This window comes from Mucilaginibacter inviolabilis (assembly GCF_011089895.1).
GTDB lineage: Bacteria > Bacteroidota > Bacteroidia > Sphingobacteriales > Sphingobacteriaceae > Mucilaginibacter > Mucilaginibacter inviolabilis.
In genome coordinates this window covers 269,438-285,103 of sequence record NZ_JAANAT010000004.1, presented here as the reverse complement: position 1 = coordinate 285,103, position 15,666 = coordinate 269,438, and the positions used below count along the sequence as shown (strand labels likewise).

Here is a 15,666-nt window from a genome sequence, read left to right as displayed (position 1 = left end):
TCCAAACGCTAAAGCATATTAACCGCGTCCGGAGATATAGTTAACAGCAAGACCAATTATTTCTTTGATATAAAAGCTCCATTTGTTTAGCGAATCGGCACTGGGCACAAACTCGCTTAAACTAAAATTGCCGGTTCCGGCCATATAATTACAAGGATATGGTAATACATCAACACCCATTTTTTTAAAGATCCGTACCGAGCGGCGCATATGAAAAGCAGAAGTTACTAATAAATACGGCCCCCGCTGTGCATGCTTTTGAAGCAGGGCTTTTGTTAAAGATGCATTTTCCAAGGTATTACGCGATTGGTCTTCTATCAGGATGCAGCTATCCGGGATCTGCGCAGCCTTAAGCTGATATTTAGCCCAGGCTCCTTCCCGAAAAGCAGATGGGTTTAAATTGCCGTTACCTCCCGAAATTAAGACGTATTTCACCCTACCCGTCTTTTGCAAGAGAACCCCTTGTATAAACCTGTCGGCCGCAGGACCGAACATACCACGACCTTCACTATCGTCTGATGCAAAACCTCCAAGCACAATGGCCGCACTATATGTTTTGCCTTTTTCCAGCTCAACGGGTGCTATGTCCCAAGCATGGGCCAGCCGGTTGATCAGGAATGAATTAGAAAAAAAATAAAGCACCCCGATACCCCATAACAGATATTTGCGTTTACGTTTTATGTTCTTTGCAAAAGCCGCCATCAGTAATAAAACAAATACATATGACAGTGGAAAAAGCAAAAACGCCAATATTTTCGACAGGATAAAAAACATATACAGGTATACTTTTGTCGTAAAAGTAATTAAAATTTAGAGTCAAGATAATAAGAATCAGGAACCAGGAAAAAACAGAGATCATTTTGTCCCCTCCGGTTCTCCGGAAAGGGCTCCGGAAGTTACATAAGGACAGTCTATAACCCAGAGCCCTCTGCAAGAGGTCCAGAGTGGACAAAAGTGGGTTTACATGGTTTACACTTTTCATGGGTTACCCTTATTTAAATTATTTAAAATCAATAAATTACATAACAATCATCAATAAAATATGTAAACCATGATTTTTACTAATTTGCAATTAGCTGGCTTGCTGTTTAACTATGCTCCTGATCCCTGATTCTTATACTCTGGCTCTTAACTCGAGCATGTAACAAACTGGCATCATCATTGTCATACAAACAATAAAAATTAAAATTATGGGCTTACTAAAATTTCTTGTCGTTGGTGCAGCGGTTGCATACGGCATAAACTATGTTACCAAAAAGGGGCCGAATGGTAAATCGATCATTGATGACCTTACCGAGAATGGGCCTGAATGGATGGATCGTGCAAAAAGATACGGCGAACTTACCGTAGAGCAAATAGCTGCCCGCACTCAAAATTTCAGAGACAATTTCAGAGATAACAGCAGGTTCTAAAACAGCTGTTATATTGCTATACACAATATTCTTTTTTAGGTGATAACCGAAAGGCTCGATATGGCCCGAAAATGCTGAAACGGACAGCATTCACGGTGTTGATACAATAAAAAAATGAACGCGGTTATTATAGTTTAAACTACTCCCTGTAATACCTATTACCCCTTCAGGACAGTGAGGGTTGCGCAAGCAAAAATATCGGCTTAACATTGCTATAAGCCCTTAAATTATCTTGCTTACCTTTATAAACCGCTTTATTGCACCGTATGAAACAACTTTTCTGTAAGCCCGCGCTTTACATCGCTTTACTATTTCATTTTTTCATCGCTAACACAAGCTTCGCAGGTTCACCCGGCAAAGCGGCAGGTTTACAATGCGAACACCTAACTAATCCTATTGGCATCGATTCCCGGTATCCACGCTTAAGCTGGTTATTGGTTGATGAAAGACAAGGTGCCGCCCAAACTGCTTATCAAATTAGTGTTGGTACCGATTCAATTAGTGTAATTAACGGTAAAAGCAATATCTGGCAAACTACTAAGGTTGTGTCTTCAACAAGCCTGGTAAGCTATCAAGGTAAGCCTTTACAACCATTCACCAAATACTATTGGCGGGTGCAGCTGTGGGATCAGGCAGGTAAAAAGCTCCTGCCATCGGATGTAGCCAGTTTTGAAACCGGGATGATGGATATGCGCAACTGGCAAGGATCATGGATAAGTGATAATAAAGGCATAGCGGTAAACCCGGCGCCATATTTTCGGCATACATTTAAAGTTGCTAAACAAATTCGCTCGGCAAGGGCTTATATTGCCGTGGCAGGCTTGTATGAATTATATATCAACGGCCAAAAGATCGGCAACCACCGCCTCGACCCCATGTATACCCGGTTTGACAGGCGTACCTTGTATGTAACTTACGATGTTACCGCGCAACTGCAAAACGGCAAAAACGGCATCGGGGTTTTGCTGGGTAACGGCTGGTATAATCACCAAAGCACGGCGGTATGGTATTTTCACCAGGCGCCATGGCGTGGCAGACCAACATTTTGTATGGATCTGCGTATTACTTATACCGATGGTACGGTGGAGACCGTAAGCTCCAATACGCAATGGAAAACATCTTTAAGTCCTGTTGTATTTAACAGCATTTATACTGCGGAACATTATGATGCCCGCAAAGAACAACCCGGCTGGAATACGTCCAACTTCATCGATACTGCCTGGAAACAGGTGATCAACCGTTCGGCTCCTTCACAAAATATTGTAGCACAGAGCATGCAGCCCATCCGTAATGTGGAAGAGATAGCTGCCAAAAGCATTACCAAAATTGACAATAACTTATGGGTATTTGATATTGGGCGAAATATCTCCGGCGTGAGTAAGATCACTGTGAAAGGCGATTCGGGCACGGTGATCCGCCTAAAACACGCTGAGCGACTGAACAAAAACGGACATGCCGATCAATCTAATATCGACCTGCATTACCGCCCTACCGATGATAAAGACCCTTTCCAGACCGACATTTTTATTTTGAGCGGCAAAGGCGAAGAAACCTTTATGCCCAAATTTAACTACAAGGGCTTTCAATATGTAGAGGTGAGCAGTAGCAAACCTGTAGCGTTAAACAAAGAAAGCCTGAAAGCTTATTTTATGCATAGCGATGTAGCGCCCATCGGCACAGTTACTTCATCCAACAAAACCATCAATCAAATATGGAGTGCCACCAATAACTCCTACCTCAGCAATCTGTTTGGTTATCCTACTGATTGTCCACAACGCGAAAAGAACGGCTGGACAGGTGACGCCCATATTGCCAGCGAAACGGGATTATATAATTTTGACGCCATTACCATTTATGAAAAATGGCTGGCCGATCATCGCGATGAACAACAACCTAACGGGGTGCTCCCTTCCATTATCCCAACCGGCGGTTGGGGTTACGAATGGGGTAACGGCCCCGACTGGACAAGCACCATCGCCATTATCCCCTGGAACATTTATTTGTTTTATGGCGATAGCAAACTACTGGCGGATAGCTATACCAGCATCGAAAAGTATGTAAACCACATTGATGAGCTTTACCCAGCAGGCTTAACCACCTGGGGTCTGGGCGATTGGGTGCCGGTAAAATCCGTATCGCCTGTTGAACTAACCTCTTCTGTATACTATTATACCGATGCCTGCATTCTGGCAAAAGCCGCTAAAATATTGGGAAAACAGGCCGATTTTGTAAAATATTCGGCACTGGCCAATAAGATCAAAAATGCCATCAATACTAAATATCTGAACACCGAAACCGGCATATACGGCAAGGGATTGCAAACAGAACTGAGTGTACCGCTTTATTGGGATGTGGTACCGCAAAACCTGAAAAGTAAAGTAGCCGCCAACCTGGCGCAGCGTGTTGCAGCCGATAATTACCACCTGGACGTGGGCATCCTTGGAGCCAAAGCCATTTTAAGCGCTTTAAGCGATAATGGCTATCCCGATGTAGCTTACAAAATAGCATCACAGGAAACTTTCCCATCCTGGGGATGGTGGATGGTAAACGGGGCCACTACCTTGTATGAAAACTGGAAGATAGACGCCAAATCAGACATCTCATTAAATCATATTATGTTTGGAGAGATAGGCGCCTGGCTATATAAAGGTATAGCAGGTATCCACACCGATCCGGATCACCCGGGTTTTAAAAACATTCTGTTGCAGCCGCACTTTGTGGCCGGGCTCAACGAATTTACCGCTACCCATGATGGCCCCTATGGCAAAATCATATCCTCGTGGCAACGTACCGGTCAAGGTATAACTTACAGGGTTACCGTACCGGCCAATTCAACCGCTACCATTACTTTACCCACAGGCAAAACCTATCTGGGTGGTAAACTGATCGCCAATTCAGGCCCTTACAAGGCGGTTGCCGGAAGCTATGTTTTTGAGGTGAAATAATCTTCACTTCAATTGCCATAGGTATTTCATATTTACATTAACTTAACATCAAATGACCTTTTGCTGACAAGCCGGTTCACTAACCGGCTTATTTTGTATATACTTTTGTTACATTATATCGGCTCTATATCATGTACAAAAAAGTCACTTTATTAGTCTTGCTGCTTGCATTCGCGTTAATCAACATCACCCATGCCGATGAGCCCTGGGCTTTAAGTACTAATAAAGAAGGTGTTAAAGTTTACACCAGGCATGTGCCAGATTCCAAAGTAAAAGCCATTAAGGTAGAATGTGAGTTCAATGCATCGGCAGCTCAATTGGTTGCCGTATTATTGGATATCAAAGGCAGTATAGATTGGGTTTATCATACCAAATCTGTTGACATGATTAAACAGGTTTCCCCTTCAGAACTATATTATTATTCTGAAGTATCCATACCCTGGCCTTTACATAACCGCGATTTTATTGCCCATATCAAAGTTACCCAGGACCCTAAAACCAAGGTGGTTACCGTTGACGCTCCATGTTTGGCAGATATGGTACCACGTAAAGATGGTATTGTACGTATTGAGCACTCAGTAGGTAAATGGATTATTACACCGATAGACAGCAGCCACGTAAAAATTGAATATACCCTGCATTTGGATGCGGGTGGTAGCGTACCTGCCTGGTTACTCAATATGTTTATTACCCAGGGCCCAACAGAAAGCTTCAAAAAGCTGAAAGTACAATTGCAGAAACCAACCTACAAGAACATCAAACTGCCTTATATTACTGATTAATTAGTTCATTTGTTCACTGGCTCATTAGTTTATTGGTCTCGAAACCATTTAAACTTCCGCTCCATTGCCCGCATTACAATACAAATGAACTAATGAGGCAATGAACATTCAAGCTAATTACCATCAATCATTTGCAAAAAAAGCTGATAACAGTTGCCTGCTATAAACGTAATTTCGTTGCCTAGCTATGATTGTTTATGCTGTTACCGCGATACTTGCGGACACCTGATGACAGTTTTACAATTTATAACTGCTAACATTGCTTTAACCAATTAAAGTAAACACTATAAAATGAAGGTAGCTTTATTTGTACCCTGCTATGTCGATCAGTTTTATCCCAAGGCGGCTATTGCCACACTGGAGCTACTGGAAAAGCTTGGCGTTGATGTACACTATCCTAAAAATCAAACCTGCTGTGGGCAGCCTATGGCCAATTCCGGCTATGAACACCTCACTAAGGGCTGCAACAGCTTATTTATTGACAACTTTTCGGGATATGATTATATCGTATGCCCATCCGGCAGTTGTACCCTGCATATCAAAGAACATTTACACTCAGCCGAAAAAGAAGAACAAGCTACCGATATCCGCAAACGGGTTTATGAGCTTACCGAATTTTTGGTAGATGTATTAAACGTAAAAGATTTAAAAGCCCGTTTCCCCTATAAAGTTGGATTACACCAAAGCTGTCACGGATTGCGCGGTTTAAAGATATCGCAAATGAGCGAACTGGTTGCTCCGGCTTTCAGCAAGCCCGCACAACTACTGGATATGGTACAGGGATTGGAACTGGTACCCTTAACCCGCCAGGATGATTGCTGCGGCTTTGGAGGAACATTTTGCGTGGCAGAAGAAGCGGTATCATCCAAAATGGGGAAAGACCGCGTAGACGATCATATTGAACATGGCGCCCAATACATTACCTCGGCCGATCTCTCCTGCCTCATGCATATGGAAGGCATTTTACGCCGCCAAAAAAGCGATGTCAAAGTAATTCATGTGGCCGAAATTTTAAATCACAGTCATGAGTAACGTTACCGGAAAAACCCATCCCCAGCTAGCTGCTATATTTAACCAGGATGAACCACGGGTTGACTGGCATGATGAAACGCTATGGTGGGTACGCCAGAAGCGCGATATCCAGGCGCATAAACTGCCCGAGTGGGAACTATTAAGGGAAACCGCATCGCAGATCAAAAACAATGTATTATCAAACCTGAGTACATACCTGGAGCAATTTGAAGCCAACGCGATCAACAATGGTGTTATAGTGCATTGGGCGGCCGATGCCGAAGAACATAACAAGATAGTTCATCAGCTACTACAGGAACGCGGCATCAACCGCATGGTTAAGAGCAAATCGATGCTTACCGAAGAGTGCCACCTGAATGAATATCTGAAAGAACAAGGCATCGATGTGATCGACTCCGACCTGGGCGAGCGCATTGTCCAACTGGCCAATGAGCCACCAAGCCATATCGTACTGCCTTGTATCCATAAAAAGAAAGAAGAAATAGGCGATATCTTTCATGAGCACTTAGGCTCGGCCAAAGGCGAATCAGATCCCAAGATCCTCACCGAAACCGCCCGCCAGCACTTGCGTGAAGTATTTCTGACGCGCCGTGCAGCGCTTACCGGCGTTAACTTCGCCATAGCCGAAACCGGGGAGTTTGTAATATGTACCAATGAGGGCAATGCCGACATGGGCGCCCATCTGGCCGAGATACACATTGCCTCGATGGGCATAGAAAAGATCATCCCCGAGAGGAAACATTTGGGTGTTTTTTTAAGGCTGCTCACACGCAGCGCCACAGGTCAGCCTATCACCACTTATTCCAGCCATTTCAAAAGACCGCAACAAGGCACAGCCATCCATATCATTATAGTAGATAATGGCCGGAGCATACAGTTAGGTCGTGAGGATTTTCGTAACTCTTTAAAATGCATCCGTTGTGGCGCCTGTATGAACACCTGTCCGGTATATCGCAAAAGCGGTGGTCATAGTTACCATACTGCTGTTGCAGGACCTATAGGCTCTATACTGGCACCCAACCTCGACATGAAAAAATATGCCGATCTGCCCTTTGCCTCTACCCTTTGCGGCTCATGCAGTAATGTATGCCCGGTGAAAATTGATATCCACAATCAGCTTTATAAATGGCGGCAAGTTATTGTAAAAGAAGGCTATAGTCCTACAGCAAAAACTATAGCCATGAAAGCGATGGCTTTTACCCTATCCTCTCCTGGTTTATACAGGTCAGGTGGCAAGATGGGTCGTATAGTATTTAAATATGCCCCGTTTGCGGTTAATAATGGATTAAACCCCTGGTACAAACACCGCGAAATGCCCAAAACACCCGAAGAGTCCTTTGGCGAATGGTACAGCAAAAGAAAGGAAGCAAAACAATGAGCAGGGAAAAAATATTAGCCGCAGTTAAAAAAAATCAGTTTACTCATGCTCCACTGCCCGATCTGGAAATATTAAACAGCTTGACAGCAACCGGGGATAACTTAACACAACAATACACCAGTGTGGCCAGTGCCGGCGGCAGTTTTGTTTATGAAGTAAAGGATTGGAAAGCGATAAAAACTATACTGCACAAAGAATTTAAACCCGGTGTAAAGATCATATCCGGCATCCCCGAACTGGATGAATATACCTATGCAGGCAGCGTACTCGATGAATCATCACACAGCTTTGCTGATACAGAACTGACTATATTACAATCAAACCTGGGTGTTGCTGAGAACGGCGCCTTATGGCTTACAGAAAGCCAGATGAATATACGCGTGCTGCCTTTCATCAGTCAGCACCTGGCAGTTGTGATCAGTAAAGATGCCCTTGTGCCTACTATGGCGCAAGCCTACGCCCAAATAGGCAACGCCGATTACGGTTACGGGGCGTTCATCTCTGGGCCTTCAAAAACGGCAGATATCGAACAATCATTAGTAATCGGGGCACATGGGCCCAGAAGCCTCTCTGTATTCATTCTTACATAGCTCGTTTTACTTCCTACAAATATCTGCGCAGACCTGTTATTGGTAAATAACAGGCCCTATTTTATGTTACTGCTATCTTAAAATTATTCATTTCAGTAATGATGACACAAGGATGAGTTTTGCCTATTGCAAAAATATACCGATTGGTATATTTTTGTCGTGTTGAAATTAATCATCAACAATAAATCAAAATGAAAACCACACAGAACACTGTACTCATAACCGGTGGAAGCGCCGGCATAGGATTTGAAATAGCCAAACAATTATCAGCTAAGAACAACCACGTTATTATTATTGGCCGTACTCCAGAGCGTTTACAAAAAGCTGCCGCTCAATTACAAAATGTAACTGCTATCAATGCCGATATCTCTAACGCTGCCGACGTTGAAAATCTGGTAGCCACATTATTCAGCGATTTCCCGCACCTTAACATAGTGATCAATAATGCGGGTGCTGCTTCTTTAAGTGATCTGTTAAACAATACCGATACCTTTGAAAAAGCAAGCGCCGAAATGCAGACCAATTACCTGTCTGTTATCAGACTAAACGAAAAGCTGCTGCCCCTGCTTAAAAAACAAAGCGAAGCTGCTATCGTAAATGTATCATCTATAGTAGCTTTTGTACCGGGAAAATTAACCGCCACTTACTCAGCCAGCAAAGCAGCATTACATTCTTATACCCAAGCCTTAAGAGTTGCCCTCACAGATACCACCGTTAAAGTATTTGAATTGATGCCTCCTTTGGTTGATACCGAATTTTCAACCGAAATTGGTGGTCATTTGGGTATTCCACCGTCACAGGTTGCCGATGAATTTTTAGCATCTTTGGAAACCGATAATTACGAGATCAGAGTAGGTAATACCGAGCAACTTTACCAGCTATACTTGTCGTCTCCTGCTGAAGCGTTAAATTTCATGAACTCGCGTAAATCATAATTTATCCCTGAATATGATCTTGAATAAAAGCATATCGTTGGGTATGCTTTTATTGATTCTACAAGTAGTTATATTACAGTCACTAAACAAAATTATAATATTAAAATACCAATTGGTACATTTGTATTATGGAAACGGAATTATCAAAAGCTGCAAGAACGCGCCAGTTCATTGTAGAAAAAACTGCTGGTATCTTTAATAAAAAAGGATATGCTGGTACTTCCTTATCAGACCTTACCGAGGCTACGGGCCTTACCAAGGGTAGTATATACGGTAATTTTAAAAATAAAGAAGAAGTTGCCGTTGCCGTGTTTGAATACAACGCTGCAAAAGTACGCAAGCAAATTAAACACTTTATTGATGAGGCATCTACCTATCATGATAAACTGATGGTTTATGCCCAGGTTTACCATAGGTTTAACGCCGTGAGTTTCCCGGAAGGTGGCTGCCCCATATTGAATACCGCTGTTGATGCCGATGATACCAACCCCGTATTAAAGGAAAAAGCCGCGCAGGTGGTTATTAACTGGAAGAAAAGAATTGAAGACCTGATACAAGGGGGTATAACAGCCGGCGAGTTTAAAACAGGAATTGATATTACCCAAACGGCACTTTCTATTATTGCGCTGATCGAAGGAGGTATCATGATAGCTAAAGTAACCAACACCCCTGCCAATCTGGATAAGGTATTAAAAACAGTGGATACCATCATTAAGCAGCTTAAAACCAACGTGTAACCTAATTATTACAGCAATAATTAGCAGGCTAAAAACAAAAGTTGTTAACTCAACGTTATAGAGTGTACCAATTTAACAATATGCCTAAAAAAATCTTAATCCTTGATGATAGCGAGGATGTACTTGACGTGATGAAAGAAGCGCTCGAGATGGAGGGCTACGAAGTTCAGGGAATTAATTTTACCGATGACATATGTAAGGCAGCTATCAGCTTCAATGCCGACATTGTTATCCTGGACTATATATTATTTGGGATAAACGGTGGCGAACTTTGCCACATGCTTAAAACCACGCCCGAAACATGCCACATTCCCGTAATTATGGTATCAGCCTATCCCCGGGTATTGGAGTCATTAGGTAATTATGGCTCCGATGCTTTTATTGCCAAACCTTTCAATCTTTCTGATATAACGGATACTATCAAAACCTGTTTCTTAAAGGCAGGCAATGACGTAGAACATGCCGATTGCGATTTTTAGCCGATCCCCGCTCTTGCTATTTATTAATCTTTAAAAAATCTTCCGACTGTCGTTGCTCAGCCGGGATTTTGAGAAATTCCTTATAACTGGAGGTTAAATAATCTAACAGATTAAATCCTTTGCTATTATAGGTCTTGATACTGGGAATATAAAGGGTAATAAAATTTCTTAGTTCCTGGTTGCTGATAGGCAAATAGTTTTGAATGTTTTCGGGACTGAAAACTTTTGAAATTTGTACCTTTTCCTCCTCACCCCGAAGAAATTGCTGTTCCATTATTCTTTTATTTTCATCTTTATTCCAATCGTGTATCATGATTTTGACTCCTCCTATGGGACGACCGGCAGCATCTGTTTGATACAGTACGGTTTCACTGTTAAACGGTCCTTTTGTTGGCGTAATTTTTAACGATCCTGTCTTTAGTTCAGCAGATGTTACTTGAACCTCTTTGAGAGTCTTAGTTTTTAAATTAAGGTAGATCTTCAAATAATTCAAGTTGATAATATAAACTGTATCTGGCTGGTAATAAGGCGATGAAAAAGATAATAGATCACCAATCTTCGCGCTAATAGCAAAGCTTCCGTCCGAAGCTGAAATTTGTTTTAGATGTGTGTTTAAATTTTCTATATTAATTCCGGAGAGCGGGATTTTGGTATTATTTTCAAATATTTGCCCGCCAAAATTTACCTGGGCGTAACTTGTTTTACAAAAGCATCCGGTTAGCATTACAACCAACAAGCTTTTTATGATCAATGCATAAGCGTTTTTGTACATTGTTTGGTTGATAGTTTTATATGAAATTACAAAAAGTCATTACTTAAATATAAACGTCTTTTTTTGTAATTCTTTATCATTTATTTATAACAGGATGAACATTATTTTGAGCTTCTCACCAAACCAAAGTTGAGCTATTCAACAAACCTGTGCTGCTGCTTTTACCGCCATCTTTGTTTTGTAATTCACAGAACAGAAAAAAATGAAAAAGATCATATTAATAACCGGCGCTTCTGCCGGCATGGGTAAAGAAATGGCCAGGCATTTGGCACAGGATGGTCATATTGTATATGGTGCGGCCCGTCGCGTGGAGAAAATGGCCGACCTTAAATCGTTTGGTGTAAAGATATTGGCTATGGATGTAACCGACGAAGCTTCGATGATTGCCGGTATCGAAACTATAGTAAAAACCGAAGGTGGTATTGATGTGTTAATTAATAATGCCGGCTTTGGTTCATATGGAGCCATTGAGGATGTGTCCATTGCCGATGCGCGCTATCAGATGGAAGTAAATGTTTTTGGTGCGGCTCATTTAACACAACTGGTGTTACCGTACATGCGCGGCAAGCGTTCTGGCACAATCATTAATATATCATCAATCGGTGGTAAATTCGCGGCAGCCCTGGGCGGTTGGTATCACGCCAGCAAATTTGCTTTAGAAGCCCTGAGTGACAGTCTGCGTAACGAGGTAAAGCAATTTGGTATTGATGTAGTGGTGATTGAACCCGGCGGCGTAAAATCTGAATGGAGCAGCATCGCGATGGATAACCTGCTCAAAATTTCGGGACATACCGCTTATAGCAATTTAGCCGGGCAATTTTCTGCCATTGCCAAAAAAGCTAATGAAAAAAATGCCGACCCAATAGTTATTGTTAATCTGGTTAGGAAAGCTATAGCCGCCAAACAGCCAAAAACCCGCTACCACGGTGGCTATATGGCCGGCCCTGCATTATTTATGCGAAAAATACTGCCCGACCGTACATTTGATAAAATGCTGCTGGCCCAACTGAAGTAATTGTATATTTAGATTCATGATGGAAGACAAAAGCCACATATTACTCAACAACCTGCTATACTCCTGTGTTGATAAAAAACAACGCAGCAACGAATCATTTGTACCCGAACATGCTTTCGGGTACATGATATCGGGAGAAACGCATCAAAAAACCAACGAGGGCACCAGGGTGTTCGGTGCCGGCACAATTGCGCTTGCCCGCCGGAACCAATTGGTAAGGTCGGAAAAGGTACCGGAGCCAGGGGGTGAATTTAAAGCGATTAACATATTTATAGACCAACAATTTTTGCGCAGATACAGTGCCGAACATAAACTTGCACCTGCGAAACCTTATACCGGAGATCATATCCATATATTACAACCCGATCCCTTTATTAAAGGCTATTTTGATTCCTTGAAGCCCTATTTTGATCATCCGGAAAGAGCAACAGATAACATGGCGGAGCTAAAAACCAAAGAAGCGGTTGAACTGCTCCTGAACTTCAATCCGGATTTTTATGATTTCCTTTTTGATTTTAGTGAGCCATATAAGATAGATCTGGAGGCCTACATGAATCAAAATTACATGTTCAATGTTCCGGCTACTCAGTTTGCCAAACTTACCGGCCGCAGCCTGGCCAGCTTTAAACGTGATTTTGAGAAAGTATTTCGCATGGCACCGGGACAGTGGCTGCAGCAAAAGCGATTAAATGAAGCCTATTACCTCATCCGGGAAAAGGGGCAGAAACCATCAGAGGTATATCTTGAGGTAGGTTTCGAAAATCTGTCGCACTTTTCATATACTTTTAAAAAGGCTTTTGGGATAGTGCCTTCAAGGGTTTAAGTTTTAAAAACACTGGTTTTTATATAGATTTATACACATAAACCTAAAAACCTGATATGAACTGGAAACTGATCTTTAAACTCTCGATGTTTGGCTTGGCTATGGGACTGGCTACCGCATTTTTTATCCCAAGTAACATTGAGGGAGCTATATGGCCGGTTATCTTTATTATCTGCGCCTATATCATAGCCAAAAACTGTACGCAAATGTATTTTACCAATGGCTTTTGCCTTAGTTTGGTCAATTGTGTATGGATTATTGCTTCACATGCTATCTTTTATAAAAACTACCAAGCAGGTCACACGCAGGAAGCCAGCATGTATAATGGCAACCCTTATCATATCCCACCACAAGCAGCCCTGGCAGTTATTGGTGTTGTAATTGGTATGGCCTCAGGATTGGTACAGGGACTGTTTGCCTTTATAGCCTCCAAACTGGTTAAGAAAAGGTAATGGCTTTAACCCAGTTGGATAACTTTTACCTGCAAAAGGACGAACCCATTCGTGGATGTTTACTGGTGCTTAAAGACATCATCCTAAAACAAGACGAAAACATATCGGCCGAATGGAAATACGGCATGCCATTTTTCTGCTACAAAGGCAAAATGTTTTGTTACCTGTGGGTACACAAAAAGCACCACCAACCCTACATCGGTATTGTTGAAGGACAACGGTTTGATCATCCCGGCCTCATCATAGAAAAACGTTCCCGCATGAAAATCATGCTTTTGGAGGCTGATAAAGATTTACCTGTAGATATGATAAGTGATATTTTAAAGCAGGCCCTTGATCTGTACAGAACAGGGATAATAAAGACGGACTGACAGGACAATGGCTTTCATAATAGCAACATCTATTTTTTATACAATCCATCGTAAATAAAACAATTGAATGTATATCTTTGCAGCAACTGCACCCGTAGTTCAACGGATAGAATTATGGTTTCCGGTACCATCGATATGAGTTCGAATCTCGTCGGGTGCACAATAAAGCCCCTAATTATCATAATTAGGGGCTTTATTTATAATAAAACACTGAGCGCTTTGTGAGCGGATTTAAGTTTGTAGAGTTATTATGGTAATTAAGGCACCTGATAATTTATTACTCCATTTTAAACTGTATGCTCAGAGATGTCTCTTATTTCGTTTTCAAAAAGCAGCATTTGCTATTATTAAGTCTAAAACTATCCACGGCAAATTATCTGTTAACTTCTAGTTCCATAGCCTTTATAAAATACTTCATCGGTAAGATCATTAACATCTATAGAATATTTATTGAATAAGCTGATCAATCGCAGATCGTTAAGGTATTTTTTGTAAACATCATAAGCAGAATTAAGGGCGCCGACAGGCAGGTTTTTAGAAAGAGCGATGCCCACCTCATCCCTACCCATCGCTACATAAATTTCGGCCAGCGTCGCAAAATATATGGGCTGGTTGGTATCGAGCTGTATCGCCTGTGAGATATCATTCAGGATAACGGGTGATTTCCCAGAGCCTTCGGGAGTCTAACCTGGAACTCCATAACCGGTCACTGGAAGGATTGAGGCCAGGCCAGGTTAAAGGCGGTAAGGTATCTTCTAACCTACCCATCTTCCGGTAAACAATTGCCTTTTAAGCCGATTGAAGATGACCGAAACCGTCCGCTTGTTCTAAATAGGATAATGATTGCTCAAAATCCTTAAACTTTACTGACACAGTAGCGCCACCATCCAAGCAACTTTAACCAGGTATTTTTGTATGTGCCCGGCTATAAAAGCGCATTATTGATCTCGATAAATAAATCTATAGTTATATCAATCATCGAGGATTATACTTAGAAAGTTTTGTATAAGCCTATTTGTTTGGAATGATAAATAATTATATTTGAGTCACCTTAACCCTGCAATATGATCGCATTATCACAGTAAAAATCAGTCATTAGCCTTCAGAAAGGCTCCAATCAAACAGCATTTATTCATTCCATAACAACTTAATATTAATCTATATAGATTGATCCTGAACGTATATTCTTGAGCAAACTTAAGATCCCTTATACCATGAAAAAATTATTCTTTTCACTATCTCTAGTTTTAAGTTTTTCTTCATTAGTACACGCCCAATGGGTAACTAATGGGAACAATATCTATAACATCAATACTGGAAATGTTGGTATTGGCACCTCTTCGCCCCAAACAAACCTCGATGTATCGGGAGGTATTTTTGGAGTGGGATCAGAGTCCCATTTTTCATCGGGAATCTATGCTGATCCTGTACCTGGGAAAAAATTCGATGTTAAAATTGGGACAAATGGACTTGCTGTAAATGGGTCTTCCGTTTTTAATAACGGAATTAGCATAGGAACAACAAGTTTACCTCCAGGCTATAGCTTTTCCGTTAATGGGAGCGCCGTTGCAACCTCTATGACAGTGAAATTGAATTCAGCATGGCCCGATTATGTTTTCAAAAAAGACTACCAATTACCCTCACTTCAAGAAGTAAAAGCTTACATCGATCAAAACCAACATTTACCAGAAGTTCCTTCCGAACAGCAAATAGCTAAAGAAGGATTGAACTTGGGCGAAATGAATAAATTATTGATGAAGAAGGTGGAGGAGTTGACTCTGTATTTAATTGATGAGCATAAAAAAAATAAAGAACAGAATGAGAAAATAATCACTCAGGGCCAAACTGCTAAACAACAAGAAAACCGTATAGATGAACTCGAAAAACAGGTAAAGATATTATTGCAGAAACATTCCAAATAATACAGCGCTAATCTATTGGAG

Annotated in this window: 17 protein-coding genes and 1 tRNA gene; 15 read left to right on the top strand and 3 right to left on the bottom strand. The window is 41.6% G+C overall.

Features of this window, described 5'->3' with window-relative positions; translation table 11 throughout:
* Positions 1–18 precede the first annotated feature (18 nt).
* Positions 19–774 (bottom strand): YdcF family protein, encoded by a 756-nt coding sequence (locus G7092_RS24750; protein ID WP_166093750.1) that lies wholly within the window; start codon positions 772–774, stop codon positions 19–21.
* Between the two features lie 416 nt (positions 775–1,190).
* On the opposite strand from G7092_RS24750, the gene G7092_RS30555 reads away from it, so the two are divergent.
* From G7092_RS30555 to G7092_RS24705, 9 genes are all read left to right on the top strand, one after another.
* On the top strand, positions 1,191–1,412 hold the full coding sequence (locus G7092_RS30555) for a YtxH domain-containing protein (protein ID WP_202985408.1): 222 nt from the start codon (positions 1,191–1,193) through the stop codon (positions 1,410–1,412).
* Positions 1,413–1,678: 266 nt separating this feature from the next.
* The gene (locus G7092_RS24740; protein WP_166093747.1) at positions 1,679–4,357 is read left to right on the top strand and encodes an alpha-L-rhamnosidase; all 2,679 of its coding nucleotides are present in this window, start codon (positions 1,679–1,681) and stop codon (positions 4,355–4,357) included.
* A 131-nt stretch (positions 4,358–4,488) separates the two neighbouring features.
* A complete protein-coding gene (locus G7092_RS24735; RefSeq protein ID WP_166093745.1) occupies positions 4,489–5,139 on the top strand; it encodes an START domain-containing protein in 651 nt (216 codons plus the stop codon).
* A 291-nt stretch (positions 5,140–5,430) separates the two neighbouring features.
* Complete coding sequence (locus tag G7092_RS24730) at positions 5,431–6,171, top strand: (Fe-S)-binding protein (protein WP_166093743.1); 741 nt, start codon at positions 5,431–5,433, stop codon at positions 6,169–6,171.
* A complete protein-coding gene (locus G7092_RS24725; protein ID WP_166093741.1) occupies positions 6,164–7,549 on the top strand; it encodes a lactate utilization protein B in 1,386 nt (461 codons plus the stop codon). The genes G7092_RS24730 and G7092_RS24725 overlap by 8 nt, the downstream gene beginning before the upstream one ends.
* Positions 7,546–8,139 (top strand): LutC/YkgG family protein, encoded by a 594-nt coding sequence (locus G7092_RS24720; RefSeq protein ID WP_166093739.1) that lies wholly within the window; start codon positions 7,546–7,548, stop codon positions 8,137–8,139. Before G7092_RS24725 ends, G7092_RS24720 begins: the two co-directional genes overlap by 4 nt.
* A 191-nt stretch (positions 8,140–8,330) precedes the next feature.
* Positions 8,331–9,074, top strand: coding sequence for an SDR family oxidoreductase (locus tag G7092_RS24715; RefSeq protein WP_166093737.1), 744 nt, complete (start codon positions 8,331–8,333; stop codon positions 9,072–9,074).
* 128 nt (positions 9,075–9,202) lie between these two features.
* Positions 9,203–9,811: a TetR/AcrR family transcriptional regulator gene (locus G7092_RS24710; RefSeq protein ID WP_166093735.1), complete on the top strand. Its 609-nt coding sequence runs from the start codon at positions 9,203–9,205 to the stop codon at positions 9,809–9,811.
* 80 nt (positions 9,812–9,891) lie between these two features.
* Complete coding sequence (locus tag G7092_RS24705; RefSeq protein WP_166093733.1) at positions 9,892–10,290, top strand: response regulator; 399 nt, start codon at positions 9,892–9,894, stop codon at positions 10,288–10,290.
* A gap of 16 nt (positions 10,291–10,306) precedes the next feature.
* On the opposite strand, the gene G7092_RS24700 is transcribed toward G7092_RS24705, so the two are convergent.
* Positions 10,307–11,062 (bottom strand): hypothetical protein, encoded by a 756-nt coding sequence (locus tag G7092_RS24700; RefSeq protein WP_166093731.1) that lies wholly within the window; start codon positions 11,060–11,062, stop codon positions 10,307–10,309.
* 202 nt (positions 11,063–11,264) lie between these two features.
* Between G7092_RS24700 and G7092_RS24695 the strand changes: the two genes are divergently transcribed.
* The 5 genes from G7092_RS24695 (at position 11,265) to G7092_RS24675 (ending at position 13,883) form a co-directional block, all read left to right on the top strand.
* Positions 11,265–12,077, top strand: coding sequence for an oxidoreductase (locus G7092_RS24695; protein ID WP_166093728.1), 813 nt, complete (start codon positions 11,265–11,267; stop codon positions 12,075–12,077).
* Positions 12,078–12,093: 16 nt separating this feature from the next.
* Entirely contained in the window at positions 12,094–12,900 is an 807-nt protein-coding gene (locus G7092_RS24690; RefSeq protein WP_166093726.1) for a helix-turn-helix domain-containing protein, read from the top strand.
* A gap of 56 nt (positions 12,901–12,956) precedes the next feature.
* Complete coding sequence (locus G7092_RS24685) at positions 12,957–13,352, top strand: hypothetical protein (RefSeq protein WP_166093724.1); 396 nt, start codon at positions 12,957–12,959, stop codon at positions 13,350–13,352.
* Entirely contained in the window at positions 13,352–13,723 is a 372-nt protein-coding gene (locus G7092_RS24680; protein ID WP_166093722.1) for a DUF1801 domain-containing protein, read from the top strand. Before G7092_RS24685 ends, G7092_RS24680 begins: the two co-directional genes overlap by 1 nt.
* Before the next feature lie 88 nt (positions 13,724–13,811).
* Positions 13,812–13,883, top strand: a tRNA-Arg gene (locus tag G7092_RS24675).
* A gap of 220 nt (positions 13,884–14,103) precedes the next feature.
* On the opposite strand, the gene G7092_RS24670 is transcribed toward G7092_RS24675, so the two are convergent.
* Positions 14,104–14,292 carry a hypothetical protein gene (locus G7092_RS24670; RefSeq protein WP_166093720.1) on the bottom strand — a complete coding sequence of 63 codons (189 nt, stop codon included), beginning with the start codon at positions 14,290–14,292 and terminating at the stop codon, positions 14,104–14,106.
* Positions 14,293–14,937: 645 nt separating this feature from the next.
* Between G7092_RS24670 and G7092_RS24665 the strand changes: the two genes are divergently transcribed.
* Positions 14,938–15,645 (top strand): hypothetical protein, encoded by a 708-nt coding sequence (locus G7092_RS24665; RefSeq protein WP_166093718.1) that lies wholly within the window; start codon positions 14,938–14,940, stop codon positions 15,643–15,645.
* Positions 15,646–15,666: the final 21 nt, after the last annotated feature.

Coding starts and splice junctions, on each gene's coding strand:
- G7092_RS24750 (WP_166093750.1), bottom strand. CDS start 774: ATGTTTTTTATCCTGTCGAAAATATTGGCGTTTTTGCTTTTTCCACTG.
- G7092_RS30555 (WP_202985408.1), top strand. CDS start 1,191: ATGGGCTTACTAAAATTTCTTGTCGTTGGTGCAGCGGTTGCATACGGC.
- G7092_RS24740 (WP_166093747.1), top strand. CDS start 1,679: ATGAAACAACTTTTCTGTAAGCCCGCGCTTTACATCGCTTTACTATTT.
- G7092_RS24735 (WP_166093745.1), top strand. CDS start 4,489: ATGTACAAAAAAGTCACTTTATTAGTCTTGCTGCTTGCATTCGCGTTA.
- G7092_RS24730 (WP_166093743.1), top strand. CDS start 5,431: ATGAAGGTAGCTTTATTTGTACCCTGCTATGTCGATCAGTTTTATCCC.
- G7092_RS24725 (WP_166093741.1), top strand. CDS start 6,164: ATGAGTAACGTTACCGGAAAAACCCATCCCCAGCTAGCTGCTATATTT.
- G7092_RS24720 (WP_166093739.1), top strand. CDS start 7,546: ATGAGCAGGGAAAAAATATTAGCCGCAGTTAAAAAAAATCAGTTTACT.
- G7092_RS24715 (WP_166093737.1), top strand. CDS start 8,331: ATGAAAACCACACAGAACACTGTACTCATAACCGGTGGAAGCGCCGGC.
- G7092_RS24710 (WP_166093735.1), top strand. CDS start 9,203: ATGGAAACGGAATTATCAAAAGCTGCAAGAACGCGCCAGTTCATTGTA.
- G7092_RS24705 (WP_166093733.1), top strand. CDS start 9,892: ATGCCTAAAAAAATCTTAATCCTTGATGATAGCGAGGATGTACTTGAC.
- G7092_RS24700 (WP_166093731.1), bottom strand. CDS start 11,062: ATGTACAAAAACGCTTATGCATTGATCATAAAAAGCTTGTTGGTTGTA.
- G7092_RS24695 (WP_166093728.1), top strand. CDS start 11,265: ATGAAAAAGATCATATTAATAACCGGCGCTTCTGCCGGCATGGGTAAA.
- G7092_RS24690 (WP_166093726.1), top strand. CDS start 12,094: ATGATGGAAGACAAAAGCCACATATTACTCAACAACCTGCTATACTCC.
- G7092_RS24685 (WP_166093724.1), top strand. CDS start 12,957: ATGAACTGGAAACTGATCTTTAAACTCTCGATGTTTGGCTTGGCTATG.
- G7092_RS24680 (WP_166093722.1), top strand. CDS start 13,352: ATGGCTTTAACCCAGTTGGATAACTTTTACCTGCAAAAGGACGAACCC.
- G7092_RS24670 (WP_166093720.1), bottom strand. CDS start 14,292: ATGGGTAGGGATGAGGTGGGCATCGCTCTTTCTAAAAACCTGCCTGTC.
- G7092_RS24665 (WP_166093718.1), top strand. CDS start 14,938: ATGAAAAAATTATTCTTTTCACTATCTCTAGTTTTAAGTTTTTCTTCA.